Annotated in this window: 13 protein-coding genes and 3 rRNA genes; all 16 read left to right on the top strand. The window is 66.1% G+C overall.

Features of this window, described 5'->3' with window-relative positions:
• The first annotated feature begins 196 nt into the window (after positions 1 to 196).
• Positions 197 to 1720, top strand: a 16S ribosomal RNA gene (locus NCG93_RS01510).
• A gap of 449 nt (positions 1721 to 2169) precedes the next feature.
• Positions 2170 to 5274 (top strand): 23S ribosomal RNA (locus NCG93_RS01515).
• Positions 5275 to 5379: 105 nt separating this feature from the next.
• Positions 5380 to 5496 (top strand): 5S ribosomal RNA (gene rrf, locus NCG93_RS01520).
• The 16S, 23S and 5S rRNA genes sit together here, the layout of an rRNA operon.
• A 92-nt stretch (positions 5497 to 5588) precedes the next feature.
• On the top strand, positions 5589 to 7601 hold the full coding sequence (locus NCG93_RS20275; RefSeq protein WP_308212078.1) for a primosomal protein: 2013 nt from the start codon (positions 5589 to 5591) through the stop codon (positions 7599 to 7601).
• Positions 7601 to 8638 (top strand): HAD-IIA family hydrolase, encoded by a 1038-nt coding sequence (locus NCG93_RS01530; RefSeq protein WP_194415968.1) that lies wholly within the window; start codon positions 7601 to 7603, stop codon positions 8636 to 8638. Before NCG93_RS20275 ends, NCG93_RS01530 begins: the two co-directional genes overlap by 1 nt.
• Before the next feature lie 68 nt (positions 8639 to 8706).
• Positions 8707 to 8865, top strand: a complete 159-nt coding sequence (locus NCG93_RS01535) for a hypothetical protein (protein ID WP_194415966.1) — start codon at positions 8707 to 8709, stop codon at positions 8863 to 8865.
• A complete protein-coding gene (locus NCG93_RS01540) occupies positions 8862 to 9662 on the top strand; it encodes a TlyA family RNA methyltransferase (protein ID WP_194415964.1) in 801 nt (266 codons plus the stop codon). The genes NCG93_RS01535 and NCG93_RS01540 overlap by 4 nt, the downstream gene beginning before the upstream one ends.
• Positions 9659 to 10666 carry an NAD kinase gene (locus NCG93_RS01545; protein ID WP_194415961.1) on the top strand — a complete coding sequence of 336 codons (1008 nt, stop codon included), beginning with the start codon at positions 9659 to 9661 and terminating at the stop codon, positions 10664 to 10666. Before NCG93_RS01540 ends, NCG93_RS01545 begins: the two co-directional genes overlap by 4 nt.
• On the top strand, positions 10663 to 12354 hold the full coding sequence (gene recN / locus NCG93_RS01550; protein WP_194415959.1) for a DNA repair protein RecN: 1692 nt from the start codon (positions 10663 to 10665) through the stop codon (positions 12352 to 12354). The genes NCG93_RS01545 and recN overlap by 4 nt, the downstream gene beginning before the upstream one ends.
• An 80-nt stretch (positions 12355 to 12434) precedes the next feature.
• Complete coding sequence (gene pyrG, locus NCG93_RS01555; RefSeq protein WP_194416122.1) at positions 12435 to 14150, top strand: CTP synthase; 1716 nt, start codon at positions 12435 to 12437, stop codon at positions 14148 to 14150.
• Positions 14151 to 14166: 16 nt separating this feature from the next.
• The gene (locus NCG93_RS01560) at positions 14167 to 14799 is read left to right on the top strand and encodes an NUDIX domain-containing protein (RefSeq protein ID WP_194416120.1); all 633 of its coding nucleotides are present in this window, start codon (positions 14167 to 14169) and stop codon (positions 14797 to 14799) included.
• Between the two features lie 33 nt (positions 14800 to 14832).
• Positions 14833 to 15783, top strand: a complete 951-nt coding sequence (gene xerD / locus NCG93_RS01565; RefSeq protein WP_194415957.1) for a site-specific tyrosine recombinase XerD — start codon at positions 14833 to 14835, stop codon at positions 15781 to 15783.
• Positions 15784 to 15910: 127 nt separating this feature from the next.
• Positions 15911 to 16801 (top strand): ParA family protein, encoded by an 891-nt coding sequence (locus NCG93_RS01570; RefSeq protein ID WP_194415955.1) that lies wholly within the window; start codon positions 15911 to 15913, stop codon positions 16799 to 16801.
• A gap of 34 nt (positions 16802 to 16835) precedes the next feature.
• Positions 16836 to 17642, top strand: coding sequence for a segregation and condensation protein A (locus tag NCG93_RS01575; protein ID WP_194415953.1), 807 nt, complete (start codon positions 16836 to 16838; stop codon positions 17640 to 17642).
• On the top strand, positions 17632 to 18312 hold the full coding sequence (gene scpB / locus NCG93_RS01580; RefSeq protein ID WP_206687854.1) for an SMC-Scp complex subunit ScpB: 681 nt from the start codon (positions 17632 to 17634) through the stop codon (positions 18310 to 18312). The genes NCG93_RS01575 and scpB overlap by 11 nt, the downstream gene beginning before the upstream one ends.
• Positions 18309 to 19154 (top strand): pseudouridine synthase, encoded by an 846-nt coding sequence (locus NCG93_RS01585; protein ID WP_241742217.1) that lies wholly within the window; start codon positions 18309 to 18311, stop codon positions 19152 to 19154. Before scpB ends, NCG93_RS01585 begins: the two co-directional genes overlap by 4 nt.
• Positions 19155 to 19181: the final 27 nt, after the last annotated feature.

Raw genomic sequence — 19181 nt, forward strand, 5'->3', positions numbered from 1 at the left:
TGGTGCGTCCGATCTTTGAGAACTCAACAGCGTGCACTTGTCAAATGCCAATTTTTGTATCCTCGCTGACCATTTGTTTGGTTGGTGGGGGTCCTTTTTGGATCAATTCATGGATGTCAGTTTGATATTCGTTTTTGGTCATGGTTGAACTCGCTGCTTTCGGCCCGTTTTCCCGGGTTGTTGGTGGTTTTCATTTTTTATGGAGAGTTTGATCCTGGCTCAGGATGAACGCTGGCGGCGTGCTTAACACATGCAAGTCGAACGGTGAAGCTCAGCTTGCTGGGTGGATCAGTGGCGAACGGGTGAGTAACACGTGAGCAACCTGCCCCTGACTCTGGGATAAGCGCTGGAAACGGCGTCTAATACTGGATACGAGACGTGATCGCATGGTCAACGTTTGGAAAGATTTTTTGGTTGGGGATGGGCTCGCGGCCTATCAGCTTGTTGGTGAGGTAATGGCTCACCAAGGCGTCGACGGGTAGCCGGCCTGAGAGGGTGACCGGCCACACTGGGACTGAGACACGGCCCAGACTCCTACGGGAGGCAGCAGTGGGGAATATTGCACAATGGGCGGAAGCCTGATGCAGCAACGCCGCGTGAGGGATGACGGCCTTCGGGTTGTAAACCTCTTTTAGCAAGGAAGAAGCGAAAGTGACGGTACTTGCAGAAAAAGCGCCGGCTAACTACGTGCCAGCAGCCGCGGTAATACGTAGGGCGCAAGCGTTATCCGGAATTATTGGGCGTAAAGAGCTCGTAGGCGGTTTGTCGCGTCTGCTGTGAAATCCCGAGGCTCAACCTCGGGTCTGCAGTGGGTACGGGCAGACTAGAGTGCGGTAGGGGAGATTGGAATTCCTGGTGTAGCGGTGGAATGCGCAGATATCAGGAGGAACACCGATGGCGAAGGCAGATCTCTGGGCCGTAACTGACGCTGAGGAGCGAAAGGGTGGGGAGCAAACAGGCTTAGATACCCTGGTAGTCCACCCCGTAAACGTTGGGAACTAGTTGTGGGGTCCTTTCCACGGATTCCGTGACGCAGCTAACGCATTAAGTTCCCCGCCTGGGGAGTACGGCCGCAAGGCTAAAACTCAAAGGAATTGACGGGGACCCGCACAAGCGGCGGAGCATGCGGATTAATTCGATGCAACGCGAAGAACCTTACCAAGGCTTGACATACACGAGAACACCCTAGAAATAGGGGACTCTTTGGACACTCGTGAACAGGTGGTGCATGGTTGTCGTCAGCTCGTGTCGTGAGATGTTGGGTTAAGTCCCGCAACGAGCGCAACCCTCGTTCTATGTTGCCAGCACGTAATGGTGGGAACTCATGGGATACTGCCGGGGTCAACTCGGAGGAAGGTGGGGATGACGTCAAATCATCATGCCCCTTATGTCTTGGGCTTCACGCATGCTACAATGGCCGGTACAAAGGGCTGCAATACCGTGAGGTGGAGCGAATCCCAAAAAGCCGGTCCCAGTTCGGATTGAGGTCTGCAACTCGACCTCATGAAGTCGGAGTCGCTAGTAATCGCAGATCAGCAACGCTGCGGTGAATACGTTCCCGGGTCTTGTACACACCGCCCGTCAAGTCATGAAAGTCGGTAACACCTGAAGCCGGTGGCCCAACCCTTTGTGGAGGGAGCCGTCGAAGGTGGGATCGGTAATTAGGACTAAGTCGTAACAAGGTAGCCGTACCGGAAGGTGCGGCTGGATCACCTCCTTTCTAAGGAGCACTTGGACCTCTTCGGGGGTTCCAGGACTCAGTACCACACCGTTCGTGTGTGGCTGGGGCTCAAGGGTGGAACATTTGACATGGCGTCAGCGCAGCTGGGGTCTACTAGTACGCCGCACTCTTCGGGGTGTGGTTGGAGGGTGGGTTCTGGTGAGCGGGGCGTCGGCACGCTGTTGGGTCCTGAGGGACCGGACGCTGCGCTTGCCGCCCTTTTGGGGTGGTGGGTGTGGGGGTCACTCCTCATGGGCCTTCTGATTCTGCACCTTTGTGGTGGTGGGGTTGGGGGGTACCGCCCGTACTTTGAGAACTACACAGTGGACGCGAGCATCTTCAAGATGATCCTTCGGGATTGTTCTTGTTATAGATGATCTTAAAGATCATTAGTCAATTTCAGCCCGGACCTTTTGGTTCGGGTTCGATTCTTGATGAAACTCATGTGATTTCAAGTCTTTAAGAGCAAACGGTGGATGCCTTGGCATCTGGAGCCGAAGAAGGACGTAGCAATCTGCGATAAGCCTCGGGGAACTGATAAGCAAGTTTTGATCCGAGGGTGTCCGAATGGGGAAACCCCGCCAGGGCGCGTGCGTGCCTGGTGACTCCCGCCTGAATATATAGGGCGGGTAGAGGGAACGTGGGGAAGTGAAACATCTCAGTACCCACAGGAAGAGAAAACAACAGTGATTCCGTGAGTAGTGGCGAGCGAAATCGGATCAGGCTAAACCTCATGTGTGTGAGAGCCGGCAGGCGTTGCATGTGGGGGGTTGCGGGACTTTCCGGACCATTCTGCCGAGTGGTCGACGTGACAGAAGCGTATAGACGAACCGTCTTGAAAGGCGGGCCAGAGTGGGTGCCAGCCCCGTAGTCGAAATGCGTGTTCTGACGTGGAGAGTATCCCAAGTATCACGGGGCCCGAGAAATCCCGTGTGAATCTGTCAGGACCACCTGATAAGCCTAAATACTCCCAGATGACCGATAGCGGACAAGTACCGTGAGGGAAAGGTGAAAAGTACCCCGGGAGGGGAGTGAAATAGTACCTGAAACCGTTTGCTTACAAACCGTTGGAGCCTCCTTAGTAGGGGTGACAGCGTGCCTTTTGAAGAATGAGCCTGCGAGTTAGCGATATGTGGCGAGGTTAACCCGGGTGGGGTAGCCGTAGCGAAAGCGAGTCTGAATAGGGCGATTCAGTCGCATGTCCTAGACCCGAAGCGAAGTGATCTATCCATGGCCAGGCTGAAGCGACGGTAAGACGTCGTGGAGGGCCGAACCCACTTAGGTTGAAAACTGAGGGGATGAGCTGTGGATAGGGGTGAAAGGCCAATCAAACTTCGTGATAGCTGGTTCTCTCCGAAATGCATTTAGGTGCAGCGTTGCGTGTTTCTTGCCGGAGGTAGAGCTACTGGATGGCCGATGGGCCCTACAAGGTTACTGACGTCAGCCAAACTCCGAATGCCGGTAAGTGAGAGCGCAGCAGTGAGACTGTGGGGGATAAGCTTCATAGTCGAGAGGGAAACAACCCAGACCACCATCTAAGGTCCCTAAGCGCGTGCTAAGTGGGAAAGGATGTGGAGTTGCTTAGACAACCAGGAGGTTGGCTTAGAAGCAGCCACCCTTGAAAGAGTGCGTAATAGCTCACTGGTCAAGTGATTCCGCGCCGACAATGTAACGGGGCTCAAGCACGCCACCGAAGTTGTGGCATTGACATTATTGGTAGGCCTTCGTGGTCCAGCCGTGTTGATGGGTAGGAGAGCGTCGTGTGGCGAGTGAAGCGGCGGGGTGACCCAGCCGTGGACGCCACACGAGTGAGAATGCAGGCATGAGTAGCGAAAGACGTGTGAGAAACACGTCCTCCGAAAGACCAAGGGTTCCAGGGTCAAGCTAATCTTCCCTGGGTAAGTCGGGACCTAAGGCGAGGCCGACAGGCGTAGTCGATGGACAACGGGTTGATATTCCCGTACCGGCGAAGAACCGCCCAAACTAATCCAGTAGTGCTAAGTGTCTGAATCCCATTGACGGATCCCTTCGGGGTGATGCTGTGGGCCTAGCGCACGACCCCATTCTGGTGCGGTTAGCGTATTAACAGGTGTGACGCAGGAAGGTAGCCCATCCCGGGCGATGGTTGTCCCGGGGCAAGTGCGTAGGCCGAGTCATAGGCAAATCCGTGACTCATACAGGCTGAGACACGATGCGGATGAAAAGTGGGTGATCCTATGCTGCCAAGAAAAGCATCGACGCGAGGTTCTAGCCGCCCGTACCCCAAACCGACTCAGGTGGTCAGGTAGAGAATACCAAGGAGATCGAGAGAATCGTGGTTAAGGAACTCGGCAAAATGCCCCCGTAACTTCGGGAGAAGGGGGGCCATCCACTTATATGAGCTTGCCTCAAAAAGGGTGTGGTGGCCGCAGAGACTAGTGGGTAGCGACTGTTTACTAAAAACACAGGTCCGTGCCAAGTCGCAAGACGATGTATACGGACTGACGCCTGCCCGGTGCTGGAAGGTTAAGAGGACCGGTTAGCCGCAAGGCGAAGCTGAGAATTTAAGCCCCAGTAAACGGCGGTGGTAACTATAACCATCCTAAGGTAGCGAAATTCCTTGTCGGGTAAGTTCCGACCTGCACGAATGGCGTAACGACTTCCCAACTGTCTCAACCGCGAACTCGGCGAAATTGCATTACGAGTAAAGATGCTCGTTACGCGCAGCAGGACGGAAAGACCCCGTGACCTTTACTACAGCTTGGTATTGGTGTTCGGTGTGGCTTGTGTAGGATAGGTGGGAGACTGTGAAGCGGATACGCCAGTATTCGTGGAGTCATTGTTGAAATACCACTCTGGTCACTCTGGATATCTAACTTCGAACCGTAATCCGGTTCAGGGACAGTGCCTGGTGGGTAGTTTAACTGGGGCGGTTGCCTCCCAAAAAGTAACGGAGGCGCCCAAAGGTTCCCTCAACCTGGTTGGTAATCAGGTGGCGAGTGTAAGTGCACAAGGGAGCTTGACTGTGAGACTGACAGGTCGAGCAGGGACGAAAGTCGGGACTAGTGATCCGGCAGTGGCTTGTGGAAGCGCTGTCGCTCAACGGATAAAAGGTACCTCGGGGATAACAGGCTGATCTTGCCCAAGAGTCCATATCGACGGCATGGTTTGGCACCTCGATGTCGGCTCGTCGCATCCTGGGGCTGGAGTAGGTCCCAAGGGTTGGGCTGTTCGCCCATTAAAGCGGTACGCGAGCTGGGTTTAGAACGTCGTGAGACAGTTCGGTCCCTATCCGCTGCGCGCGTAGGAAGTTTGAGAGGATCTGACCCTAGTACGAGAGGACCGGGTTGGACGAACCTCTGGTGTGCCAGTTGTACTGCCAAGTGCACCGCTGGTTAGCTACGTTCGGGATGGATAACCGCTGAAAGCATCTAAGCGGGAAGCCGGCCTCAAGATGAGACTTCCATACCTTCGGGTGAGAGGCTCCCAGCCAGACTACTGGGTTGATAGGCCAGATGTGGAAGCGCAGCAATGCGTGCAGCTGACTGGTACTAATAAGCCGATGACTTGATAACACACCGTTTCTGGTGCTTGCGTCCACTGAGTGGTTCCCGATGTACGGTCGGGAACACAACAGAACATTGTTTTTCACGTTGTGAAGACTGAAACATCGAAAGAGTTTCGGCGGCCATAGCGAGAGGGAAACGCCCGGTCACATTCCGAACCCGGAAGCTAAGCCTCTCAGCGCCGATGGTACTGCAGGGGGGACCCTGTGGGAGAGTAGGACACCGCCGGACACCCATTCACGTAATGGCCACCCCCCAAGGGTGGCCATTACGCGTTAACACGGTGGATTGCCGAGGCAGACCACATCCAGGAGGATCGAAGAATGGCCGAGCAGGAGCCGCGCGACGACAGACGCGCGCCGAGCGAACGATCCGACGGGAAGCAGTCGCCGGCACGAGCCGACCGCAAGCCGTACCAGAAGCGCGACGGGGATCGGAAGCCGTACCAGAAACGCGACGGCGATCGTCCTTCCGCTGCGCGTGACGGTGCCCGCTCGTATGCACCGCGCGATGGCGGCGATCGGAAGCCGTACCAGAAGCGTGACGGTGACCGTGCGTACGCTCCCCGTGACGGGGACCGCAAGCCGTATACCCCGCGCGATGGCGGCGATCGGAAGCCGTACCAGAAGCGTGATGGCGACCGTCCGTACGCTCCGCGCGACGGGGACCGCAAGCCTTACACGCCGCGCGACGGCGGCGATCGGAAGCCGTACCAGAAGCGTGACGGTGACCGTCCGTACGCTCCCCGTGACGGGGACCGCAAGCCTTACGCCCCACGCGACGGCGGTGACCGGAAGCCGTACCAGAAGCGTGACGGCGACCGCCCCTACGCGCCTCGCGATGGCGGTGACCGCAAGCCGTACCAGAAGCGCGACGGTGACCGTGCGTACGCTCCCCGTGACGGGGACCGCAAGCCCTACACCCCGCGTGAAGGCGGGGACCGGAAGCCGTACCAGAAGCGTGACGGCGACCGCCCGTACGCTGCCCGCGACGGCGACCGCAAGCCCTACACCCCACGCGACGGCGGGGACCGCAAGCCGTACCAGAAGCGCGAGGGCGACCGTCCGTACGCACCTCGCGACGGTGACCGCAAGCCGTACCAGAAGCGCGAGGGCGACCGTCCTTACACGCCTCGCGATGGCGGGGACCGCAAGCCGTACCAGAAGCGTGACGGCGACCGCAGCTACGCCCCCCGCGACGGTGAGCGTTCGTACACGCCGCGCGATGGCGGGGACCGCAAGCCGTATGAGCGCAGCGCCCGCCCGACGCGTGGCGGGGCGAACCGTCCCGATCGTGAGGTGCGGGAGGGTGAGATCCGCGCGATCCGTCCGCGGCACGATGATCCGTACATCCCGGATGACGTCACCGCCCGCGACCTGCCGCCGGCCGCGCGGAACGAGCTGAAGACGCTGAGCAAGGAGAACGCCGACGAGGTCGCGCGCCACCTGGCAATGGCGTCGGAGCTCATCGACGAGGATCCCGCCCTGGCTCACCAGCACGCGCTGTCGGCGTCACGTCGGGCCGGGCGCATCGCCGTGGTGCGGGAGACGCTCGCGATCACTGCCTATGCGATCGGCGACTTCGCGCTCGCGCTGCGCGAGCTGCGCACCTATCGGCGCATCTCGGGTCGAGACGACCAGATCGCCCTCATGGTCGACAGCGAGCGGGGAGTCGGCCGTGCCGACCGTGCCCTGGAGGTCGGTCGTTCCGTCGACCGCGCCACGTTGGACACGCCCGTCCGCGTCGAGCTGGCCATTGCGATGTCGGGCGCTCGCCTCGATCTCGGCGAGCCGGAGCGTGCTCTCCAGGAGCTCGACATCCCCGAGCTCGATCCCGATCGCGCCTTCGAATGGAGCCCGGGACTGTTCGCCGCACGAGCCGCGGTGCTCGAGGAGCTCGGACGCACCGAAGAGGCCGCCCAGTGGCAGCGTCGCGCCATCGTCGCCGGAGACGCGATCGACGCGGCAACCGGACTCGGGGACCTCGAGACGGTGCTCGTCGAGGAAATCCTCGAGGAGAACGACGAGGACGAGTTCTCCGACGAGGTCGAGGAACACGATGATTCCGAGGACGGCGACGACTCAGCCGACGCCGAGGACGAGGTCGGCACCGAGGACGAGGACGGCTCGGTCGACGACACCGAGGACGCCGAGACCGATGCCGACGACGAAGCCGCACCTGAGCCCGAGCCCGAGCTGAGCCCCCAGGAGGAGTTCTCGGTCGCAGACGAGGTGGCCGAGATCCTCGAGGAGGCCGGCGTCGATGAGCCGCAGCCCGAAGCTGACGCAAGCGCGGATGCGGAGGCCGACGCAGACATCGACGAGGCCGGGCGCTGATGGCGCTCTTCGGCAGGCGGACGGCGACGCCCGCCCCGCTCGATGGCGTCGATGTGGTGCTCGCCGATCTCGACGGGGTCGTGTACGCCGGCGCAGGAGCGCTGCCGTACGCGGTCGAGAGCCTGAATCGCGCACGGGGCGGCAGATCCCTCGCCTACATCACGAACAACGCGGCGCGCACCGACGCGTCGGTGGCGGCGCACCTGACCGAGCTCGGGCTGCAGACCGCCCCGCGGGATGTCGTGACCAGCCCGCAGGCCGCGATGCGGCTGCTCGCTGAGAGGATCGCACCGGGTTCGACGGTGCTCGTCGTCGGAGGCGACGGGCTCGTCGTCGAGGTCGAGAAGGCGGGCTTCGTCGTCACGCGAAGTGCCGACGACGCCCCGGCGGCGGTCGTGCAGGGGTTCGCGCCCGAGGTCGGATGGACGCAGCTCGCCGAAGCGGCGTTCGCCCTCCACACGCCCGAGGAGGACGGTGGCATCCCCTGGGTCGCCACCAACACCGACTGGACGATTCCGCAGTCACGCGGCATCGCCCCGGGCAACGGCACGCTGGTCTCCGCGGTGCACACCGCGGTGGGCCGGCTCGCGACCGTGGCCGGCAAGCCGGAGACGCCCATCTTCCACGAGGCTGTCGCACGGTTCGGGGCGCGGCATCCGCTCTTCCTCGGTGATCGCCTGGACACCGACATCCTCGGCGCGAACCGTGCCGGCATCGCCTCCGCGCTCGTGCTCACCGGCGTCGACCGGCCCAAGCACGTACTGGCCGCCCCCGAGGACTCGCGGCCCACCTACATCCTCGGCGATCTTCGCGAGCTTCACGAGCCGTATCCCGACGTGCAGGTGAAGGACGGCATCGCCAGCGTGCGCGACGCGCGAGTGGCGATCGACGGCGCCGACATCCGCATTCTCAGCGAGGGGGATCGCCCCATCGACCTGGTGCGAGCGGGCGCCGCCGCGATCTGGGCGAGCGGCCGTGCGATCTTCGGGTTCCGCGTACCGGAGCGGCTGTACGCCGACCCGTTCCACCGGCCCTGACACCGTGCCGGGTCAGCCCGGCCGCGTCGAATCCGGTCGGCTGTCGTGGTGCCCCGTATTCTGGGGGAATGGATCAGGCCAGCCCGCGTGACGACCAGACCGGCGACCTCCTGTCGAGCCTCGAGGTGATCGAGGCGCAGCCGCTGGCCACGCGCGCCGAGGCCTACGACGCCCTGCACGACACGCTCGCCCGCCGCCTCGAGGCGACCCCCGGCTCTTCGTCATGACGAGCCGGCTGGACGCCGCTCTCGCCGCCCGCGGTCTCGCGCGCTCGCGCACGCAGGCCGCGACACTGATCGCAGACGGACTCGTGAGCGTCGACGGCCGGCCGGTGGTGAAGGCCTCGACGCCGGTGGGGGACGACAGCCTCATCGAGGTGGCCGGTGCCGATCACTACGTCAGCCGCGCGGCGCACAAGCTCATCGCCGGACTTGACGCCTTCGACGTCGACGTCCGTGGCCGTGTGGCGCTCGACATGGGCGCGTCCACCGGTGGGTTCACCCAGGTGCTCCGCGAGCGCGGTGCTGAGCCGGTGATCGCGGTGGATGTCGGTCACGGCCAGCTCGCGGCATCCGTCGCCGACGACCCCGGTGTCGTCGCGATCGAGGGCTTCAACGTCCGCTACATGACGTCCGACTCGCTCGCCGAGGCGAGCGGTGTGGCTGCCGCGCCGTCCGTGATCACGGGGGACCTCTCGTTCATCTCGCTGGGCCACGTGCTGCCGGCCGCGACGGCGGTGGCGGCATCCGATGCGGATCTCGTCCTTCTCATCAAGCCGCAGTTCGAAGTCGGTCGCACCGCGGTGAAGGGCGGCCTCGTGACCAACCCCGTGCTGCGCGCCGATGCGGTGGCGCGGGTGCTGTGGTCGGCGTGGGACGCGGGGCTCGGCACGTGCGGCATCGTCTCCTCCCCGATCGCGGGCACGCACGGCAATTCCGAGTTCATCGCCCACCTCGCGCCGGGGCGGGGAAGCAATCCGACAGAATGGTCAGGCACTGTGAACCGACTGGCGGGGAGCCGATGAACAACGCCGACGCACCGCACGACACGCCGGCGCACGCGCAGGCCCGGACTCCGGGGCACACCGAGCGCAGCATCCTGGTCGTCGCACATGCGCATCGTGCCGAGACGGTGACCGCCGCTGAGAGAGTCGTCGACGCATTGCGCGAGGCCGGTGCACGGCCGGTGTTCGCGCCCGACGACGCAGAGGAACTGCTGGCGGCGGGCTCCACGCTCGGCGATGTGGCGCTGCTGGGACGCGATGTGCCGGTCGGCGAGGTCGAGCTGGCGATCGTGCTGGGCGGCGACGGCACCATCCTGCGCGCGGCGGAGCTGGTGCGCGACGGGCGCGCGCCTGTGCTCGGCATCAACATGGGCCACGTCGGCTTCCTCGCCGAGACCGAGCGCGACGACATGGACGAGGCGGTCCGTCGCGTCATCGCCCGGGAGTACGAGGTCGAGGAGCGCATGGCGCTGCAGGTGCGCGTGAAGGACACCGCCGACTCGGTGATCTACGAGACGTGGGCACTCAACGAGGCCACGGTCGAGAAGGCCAGTCGCGAGCGGATGCTCGAGGTCGTGGTCGAGATCGACGGCCGACCGCTCTCGACGTTCGGCTGCGACGGCATGGTCGTGTCGACGCCCACGGGGTCGACCGCCTACAACTTCTCCGCGGGCGGCCCGGTCATCTGGCCGACCGTCGAGGCGATCGCCGTGGTGCCGCTCTCTGCGCACGCGCTGTTCGCCAAGCCGCTCGTCGTCGGTCCGGAGCACTCGGTGGCGATCGAGGTGCTCGAACGCACCAATGGCACCGGCATCCTCTGGTGCGACGGCCGCCGCTCGCACGATCTGCCGCCCGGCGCGCGCGTGGTGGTGCGTCGCTCCGACCGTCCGGTGCGCCTGGCGCGCCTGCATCCGGCGCAGTTCACCGATCGGCTCGTGCGCAAGTTCCGCCTGCCCGTCGAGGGCTGGCGGGGGCCGGCGGCGATCACCGGCGTGCTGCCCGTCTCATCCGAGGTGGCGCCGTGATCGAGGAGATGCGCCTGCGCGACCTCGGCGTGATCGCTGAGGCGACGCTGCCCATCGGCGCGGGCTTCACCGCGATCACGGGGGAGACCGGCGCGGGCAAGACGATGGTCGTGACGGGCCTGGGTCTGCTGCTGGGTCAGCGCGCCGACTCCGGCGCCGTCCGCGCCGGCGCTTCGCAGGCCACCGTCGACGGCGTGTGGATCGTGCCCGAGGACGGGCCCGTCGCCGCGCGCGTGCGCGAGGCGGGCGGCGACGTCGAGCCGATCGGCGACGGCCGCGCCGAGCTCTACATCGGCCGCTCCATCTCGAGCGAGGGGCGCGGCCGGGCTTCCGTCGGCGGGCGCGCCGCCCCGGCCGGCGTGCTCGCCGACCTCGCCGACGAGCTCGTGGTGGTGCACGGCCAGTCCGACCAGCTGCGTCTGCGCTCGGCGGCCGCCCAGCGCGACGCGCTCGACAGGTTCGGTGGCGAGGCCGTCCACACCGCGCGCGATGCCTACCGGCGCGCGTTCGAGCACTGGCGCGCGATCGACCGCGAACTGTCGCAGCTCACCGACGCGCGCGATATCCGCGCCCGCGAGGCCGAAGAGCTGCGGGCACAGCTGGCAGAGATCGAGCAGGCCGCCCCCCAACCGGGTGAGGACGCCGAGCTCGCCGCCCGCGCGGAGCGGCTGGCGAACGCGGAAGAGCTGCGGGTCGCCGCCGCGACCGCTCACGACGGCCTGTCGGGCGAGGGCGACGAGCCCGACGCGGCCACGCTCCTGGCCGAATCCCGCCGTGTGCTCGAACGTGTCCACGATCCGGTGCTCGAAGAGCTCGCCGGACAGCTCGCCGACCTCGGCTATCGCGTCGCCGACGTGGCCGCAGCCCTCGCCGGCTATCTCGCCGACCTCGACGAGTCGGGCCCACATGAGCTCGCGGCCGTCGAGGAGCGGCGCGCGGTGCTGGCCGGGCTCGTGCGCGCCCACGGCACCCTCGATGCCGCGATCGACCTGCTCGACACCGGCTCGTCGCGCCTCGCAGAGCTCGACGACGACTCCGACCGCATCGAGCGGCTGACCGAGGACCAGGATGCCGCGGCCGCCGCTCTCGACGAGACCGCCGCCGTGCTCACCGCGGCGAGGACCGAGGCGGCCGCGCGGCTGGGGTCCGCCGTGACGACGGAGCTGCATGCTCTGGCGATGCCGGATGCCCGCCTCGAGGTCGCCGTCACGCCCGGAGCGGAGACGGCCTCGGGGCGCGACGATGTCGCGATCCTGCTCGCGCCGCACCCGGGCGCGGAGCCGCGCGCCGTCTCGCGCGGCGCCAGCGGGGGAGAGCTGAGCCGCGTCATGCTCGCCATCGAGGTCGTGATCGCGGCCGTCGACCCGGTGCCGACGTTCGTCTTCGACGAGGTGGACGCCGGGATCGGCGGCGCCGCGGCGATCGAGGTCGGCCGGCGCCTCGCCCGTCTGTCGGAGTCCTCGCAGGTGATCGCGGTCACCCACCTCGCCCAGGTGGCCGCATTCGCCGCCAACCATCTCACCGTCGTGAAAGCGAACGACGGGTCGGTGACAGCATCCGATGTCCGTCGCCTGGACGGTGCCGATCGCGAGGCCGAGATGGCCCGGCTGCTGTCGGGCATGCCGGATTCGGACGCCGCCCTCACCCACGCCCGCGAGCTGCTGGGCCTCCGCACTGAAGCCGACTGAGATTCGGCGCCCCGCCTCCGCGTGTCCTCAGCTTCTGCGGAGCTCATCGAAAAAACCGCCTGATAGGATAAAAGCCCGTGATGCAGACTTCTGGTTCTTCCCGCGGCGACAGTTCGAACGACACCACCAAGCACATCTTCGTGACGGGTGGTGTCGTTTCCTCGTTGGGCAAGGGCCTCACCGCCGCGAGCCTCGGGAACCTCCTCACGGCGCGCGGTCTGCACGTCGTGATGCAGAAGCTCGATCCCTATCTGAACGTGGATCCGGGCACGATGAACCCGTTCCAGCACGGCGAGGTGTTCGTGACCGACGACGGCGCCGAGACCGATCTCGACATCGGCCACTACGAGCGCTTCCTCGACATCGAGCTGAGCCAGGCTGCCAACGTCACGACGGGCCAGATCTACTCGCAGGTGATCGCCAAGGAGCGCCGTGGCGAGTATCTCGGCGACACCGTGCAGGTGATCCCGCACATCACCGACGAGATCAAGCGGCGCATGCGCCTTCAGGCCGACGCGACACCGAAGCCGGACGTCATCATCACCGAGATCGGCGGCACGGTCGGCGACATCGAGTCGCAGCCGTTCATCGAGTCGGCCCGCCAGATCCGTCATGAGCTCGGCCGCAACAACGTCTTCTTCGTGCACGTGTCGCTCGTGCCGTTCATGGGCGCGTCCGGCGAGCAGAAGACCAAGCCCACGCAGCACTCCGTCGCGACGCTGCGCTCCATCGGCATTCAGCCCGATGCGCTGGTGCTGCGCAGCGACCGCCCGGTGACCGAGTCCAACAAGCGCAAGATCGCGCTGATGTGCGACGTCGACGAGGGCGCGGTCGTGAACGCGGTCGACGTTCCGAGCATCTACGACATCCCGTCCATGCTGAACGAGCAGGGTCTCGACGAGTACATCGTCCGCACGCTCGGGCTGTCCAAGGCGGCCGACGTCGACTGGTCGCGCTGGCAGCGCGTGCTCAGCGCCGTGCACAACCCCAAGCACGAGGTCACGATCGGTCTGGTCGGCAAGTACATCGACCTGCCGGACGCCTACCTCTCGGTCACCGAGGCGCTGAAGGCGGGCGGGTTCGCGCAGGAGACGCACGTCAACATCCGGTGGATCCCGTCCGACGAGTGCGAGACGCCGGAGGGTGCGGCCAAGGCGCTCGCGCCGCTCGACGGCATCGTGATCCCCGGCGGCTTCGGCATCCGCGGCATCGAAGGCAAGATCGGTGCGCTGAAGTTCGCGCGCGAGCAGGGCATCCCGACGCTCGGCATCTGCCTGGGCCTGCAGTGCATCGTCATCGAATACGCGCGTCACGTCGCCGGCATCGCCGACGCGTCGTCGAGCGAATTCGACCCCGACACCGAGCACCCCGTCATCGCGACGATGGAGGAGCAGGTCGACATCCTCGATCACGGCGACCTCGGCGGCACCATGCGCCTCGGTCTCTACCCGGCGGAGCTGACGCAGGGTTCGATCGCCGCAGAGGTGTACGGCTCGACCCGTGCCTCGGAGCGCCACCGCCACCGCTACGAGGTGAACAACCGCTACCGCGACCGGATCGCCGACGCCGGACTCGTGTTCTCGGGCATCAACCCCGACCTCGACCTCGTCGAGTACGTCGAGCTTCCGCGTGACGTCCACCCCTACTACATCGCGACCCAGGCGCACCCGGAGCTGCGTTCGCGCCCGACGGACGCCAACCCGCTGTTCCGCGGGCTGGTCGGTGCGGCGCTCGAGCGTCACCGCGCGAGCGAGCTGTTCGAGGTGGAGCCGTTCGATGAGCTCGCGGGGCGGTGACGTGACGGACGAGCGGATGCCGCAGCCCGGCGCTCCGGCCGCGCCGACGCCGTCGCTGCTCGCGGACGAGCCCGTCGATGCCGCCATCGTCGACAGCCAGCTGGTCTACGAAGGACGGGTGTGGGACGTCCGCAGCGACACCGTCGCGTACGGTGACGGACAGATCGTGCGCCAGTACGTCGATCATCCCGGTGCCGCGGCCGTCGTCGCGGTGGACGAGGACGGCAAGGTGCTGCTGATCCAGCAGTACCGTCATCCGATCCGGCTCCGCGACTGGGAGATTCCCGCGGGTCTCCTCGACATCGAGGGGGAGTCGCCGCTCGAGACGGCCCAGCGCGAGCTGGCCGAGGAGGTCGACCTCGTCGCCTCCTCGTGGGAGCCGCTGGTGAGCATCTTCACCACACCGGGCGGGAACGACGAGATCGTGCACCTCTTCCTCGCCCGAGGCCTGACCCCGGCGGACGACGTGCATGCGCGGGAGGACGAAGAGGCCGACATCCGTCTGGAATGGGTGCCGATCGCCGACGCCGTGGCCGGCATCTTCGCCGGCCGGCTGCGCAACGGCATCCTCGCGGTCGGTGTGCTGGCCGCGGCGGAGCGTCTTCGGGACTCGAAGACGGGCGGCGCGGGGGACGCACCGGTCGCGTGAGATGAAGCTCGCCTGCGAGGAAGGTCGCCTGAGGTGAAGGTCGACCGTGCGGTGGACGCGTACCTGCGGCATGTCGCGATCGAGCGCGGTCTGTCTGAGAACACGATCGCCGCGTACCGTCGCGATCTCTCGGGCTACGCGGGGTGGCTGCGCGAGCAGCGCATCGAAGACACGGCCGAAGTCACCGCGGTGACCCTCGCCAGCTTCATCGCCGACCGGGCGGCCGGGCGGCCTCCGATCGCCGCGTCGTCGCTCGCCCGCCTCCAGTCATCGGTTCGCGGACTGCACCGCTTCCTCGCGCGCGAGGGCAGCGAGCCGGCCGATCCGTCGTCCAACCTGCGTCCGCCGAAGCAGCCCCGGCGGCTGCCGAAGGCGCTCACGATCGAGCAGGTCGAGCAGCTGCTGGATGCCGCCGGCCCGGCGCCGTCGACCGACGCCGACGCCGCGGGTACGGCGGCCGCGGCGCAGGGCGACCTGGTCGGCACGCGGGATCGTGCGCTCCTCGAGCTGCTGTACGCGACCGGCGCACGGGTATCGGAGATCGTCCAGCTCGACGTCGACGACGTGTCGCACGGCGACGTGCTGAGGGTGCGCGGCAAGGGATCGAAGGAGCGGATCGTGCCGGTCGGCTCATACGCCCGCGCCGCCGTCGACGCCTACCTCACGCGTGCCCGTCCGGAGCTGTCGTTGCGAGGCCGTTCGACGCCCAAGCTGTTCCTCGGCGCGCGGGGAGCACCGCTGTCGCGCCAGAGCGCCTGGCTGATCATCCAGTCCGCAGCCGAGCGCGCCCACCTCACGGCGCACGTGTCGCCGCACACCCTGCGTCACTCGTTCGCCACTCACCTGCTGCAGGGCGGCGCCGACGTGCGCGTCGTGCAGGAGCTGCTGGGACATGCGTCGGTGGCGACCACCCAGATCTACACCTACGTGTCGGTGGACGCGCTGCGCGACGTGTACGCGACCTCCCACCCCCGCGCGCGGTAGCCCCCGCGCGCGGTAGCCGTCGCCGGGGGGAGCGGAGAGCGCTCATCTCCCGCTGCCGCGGCGCTTTGCTGAAGGATTTCGCGGACGGCCCACTAGGATCGAGCGAGCACGAGGAAGCGGGAGCACGGTGGCTGACAGCACGGCGAAGACCAGATCGGGGAAGGCCTCGGAGTCCGAGGTTCCCATCGGGCCGACCGGTCGTCCGTACCACGGCTTCCCCACTCCACCGAAGCTCGACGGTCACGGCCCCGCTCGCATCATCGCCCTCTGCAACCAGAAGGGCGGCGTCGGCAAGACGACCACCACCATCAACCTCGCCGCCGCGCTCGCCGGCTATGGCCGCAAGGTGCTCGCGGTCGACTTCGACCCGCAGGGCGCGCTGTCGGCGGGCCTCGGCATTCAGACGCACGAGATCCCGACGATCTACGACCTGCTGCTGGACAGCAAGCGCGACCCGCACGAGGTCGTCGTCCACTCGCGCGTCCCGAATCTCGATGTCATCCCGGCGAACATCGACCTGTCGGCCGCCGAGGTCCACCTCGTCAACGAGGTTGCCCGCGAGCAGACCCTCTCACGTGCGCTGCGCAAGGTGTCCGCCGACTACGACGTCGTGCTCATCGACTGCCAGCCCTCGCTGGGACTGCTGACCGTCAACGCCCTCACCGCCAGCCATGGCGTGGTCATCCCGCTCGAGTGCGAGTTCTTCGCCCTGCGCGGCGTCGCGATGCTGATCGAGACGATCGACAAGGTGCGCGACCGTCTGAACCCCACGATCACGCTCGACGGCGTGCTCGCGACGATGTACGACGCCCGCACCCTGCACTCGCGCGAGGTGCTCGAGCGCGTGGTGGACGCGTTCGGCGACGACGTCCTCGAGACGGTCATCGGCCGCACCGTCAAGTTCCCGGATGCCTCGGTCTCGGGCATGCCGATCACCGAGTTCGCGCCGGAGCACGCTGCCGCGCAGGCCTACCTGCGGCTGGCACGGGAGCTGGTCGCCCGTGGTGCTGTCGCCTGACCCTTCGACGAGCTCAGGGACCGTTGCGGGCCCCGTGAGGGGTGAGGAGTCCGCGACCGAGGCGGGGTTCCGCGTCGCCCTGGCGAACTTCGACGGACCGTTCGACCTGCTGCTGACCCTCATCTCCAAGCACGAGCTCGACATCACCGAGGTCTCACTGTCGCTCGTGACCAACGAGTTCATCGCTTATCTGCGCCAGTTGGGTCCCGACGAGGATCTGGATGAGGCATCCGAGTTCCTCGTCGTCGCCGCGACCCTGCTCGACATGAAGGTCGCCGGACTCCTGCCCCAGGGCGAGCTCGTCGACGCCGAGTCCGTCGCACTGCTGGAGGCGCGCGACCTGCTCTTCGCGCGGCTGCTGCAGTACCGGGCGTTCAAAGAGGTGTCCACGTGGTTCGAGCGGTGCCTTCGCCGCGAGGGCGTGCGGCACACGCGGTCGGTGCGCCTCGACGAGAAGTACCGCCAGGCGGTGCCCGAGCTCGTGTGGTCGCTGAGCCCCGACGATTTCGCCGCGCTCGCGCTGCTCGCGATGACGCCCAAGGAGATTCCCCGGATCGGCTTCGATCATCTGCATGCGCCGCTCATCAGCATCCGCGAGCAGGCCGCGATCGTGGTGACGCTGCTGCGGGATGCCGGATCGCTGACGTTCCGCGAGCTGATCGCGGGCGTCGGGCAACCGGGTGTCGTGGTCGCGCGATTCCTCTCGGTGCTCGAGCTGTACCGCCACGCCGCCCTGTCGTTCGAACAGCTCGAGCCACTCGGCGAATTGACCCTCCGCTGGAGCGCGCAGCGCTGGAGCGACGAGAACCTCGCCACGTTGGGGGCCGACTATGACCGATGATGCTTCGACAAGCTCAGCAACCGGCGGTGGGAGCTCGGCAACCACGGGTGTGCACGCTGCTGTGACGGCGACCGATGTCGCGCGGCGGCTCGAGGCGATCCTGCTGATCGTCGAGGAGCCGCAGAGCCTGGTGAGCCTGGCGGCCGCGGTCGGTGCGCCCGTGCCGGCGGTGCGGCAGGCGATCGAGACGCTCGTCGACGACTACGACGGCAAGTCGGGCGGGCCGGTGCGCGGCTTCGAGCTGCGCGAGGTCGGCGGCGGCTGGCGGTTGTACGTCCGTGAGGAGCTCGATGACCTCGTCAGCGAGTTCGTCGGTGGTCAGGCGCCGTCGCGACTGTCGCAGGCGGCGCTCGAGACGCTCGCGGTCATCGCGTACAAGCAGCCGGTCACGCGCAGCCAGGTCGCGTCGATCCGCGCGGTCAACGTCGACTCGGTCGTGCGCACGCTGCTCGCGCGCGGACTCATCACCGAACTCTTCGCGGATGCCGAGACTGGCGCCATCAACTACGGGACGACCGACGCGCTGCTGGTGCACCTCGGCATCAACTCACTGGACGAGCTGCCCCACATCTCGCCGCTGCTGGACGGCGTTGACGAGGTGTCGAGGGCGGACGAGGTGTCGAGGGCGGACGAAGCCGGCGGCACCATGGACGAAGGGATACGGCGATGAACGACGGAGCACCACAGGGATGGGGCGCGCAATCCACCGACGGCGTACGCCTGCAGAAGGTGCTCGCGAACGCCGGGGTCGCGTCGCGCCGGGTGGCGGAGGATCTCATCGTGGCCGGCCGCGTCCGCGTCAACGGCGAGGTCGTGACGGAGCTCGGCTCGCGCATCGATCCGGAGAACGACCTCGTCGACGTCGACGGCACCGCCGTGCAGCTCGACCAGTCCAAGCGCTACGTCATGCTCAACAAGCCGACCGGCGTCGTGAGCTCGATGAAGGACGACCGCGGTCGCCCCGACCTCCGCCGTTTCACCCAGGACTGGGACGAGCGGCTCTACAACGTGGGGCGATTGGATGCCGAGACCAGCGGCCTGCTCGTACTCACCAATGACGGCGAGCTCGCGCATGTGCTCGCTCATCCGTCGTTCGGCGTGACCAAGGTCTACATCGCCAAAGTGGACGGCCGCGTCACGCCGCAGACCGTCCAGAAGCTGGTGCGCGGCGTCGACCTGGAGGACGGCCCGATCGCGGCCGACAAGGCCCGGCTGCTGTCCGCTTCGACAGGCTCAGCGACCGGACGCGAGGAGTCGCTCGTCGAGCTCACCCTCCACTCGGGGCGCAACCGCATCGTGCGCCGCATGATGGCGGCGGTCGGGCATCCGGTCGTCGAACTCGTGCGCCGGCAGTTCGGACCGCTCCACCTGGGAACCCTGCCAGCCGGGCGCGCCCGCGAGTTGACTAAAGTGGAGCGGGGCGCTCTGCTGACTCTCGCGCGCAGTGCGACTTCTTCCACGCCGGCGGAGGACGCGCCCGATACCCGCGATGGCGATCCGTCCGCGGAGTGAAGATGCCTCTCTGCGGGGCGAACAGGA

Origin of the sequence: Microbacterium yannicii, from assembly GCF_024055635.1 — a bacterium.
Lineage (GTDB): Bacteria > Actinomycetota > Actinomycetes > Actinomycetales > Microbacteriaceae > Microbacterium > Microbacterium yannicii.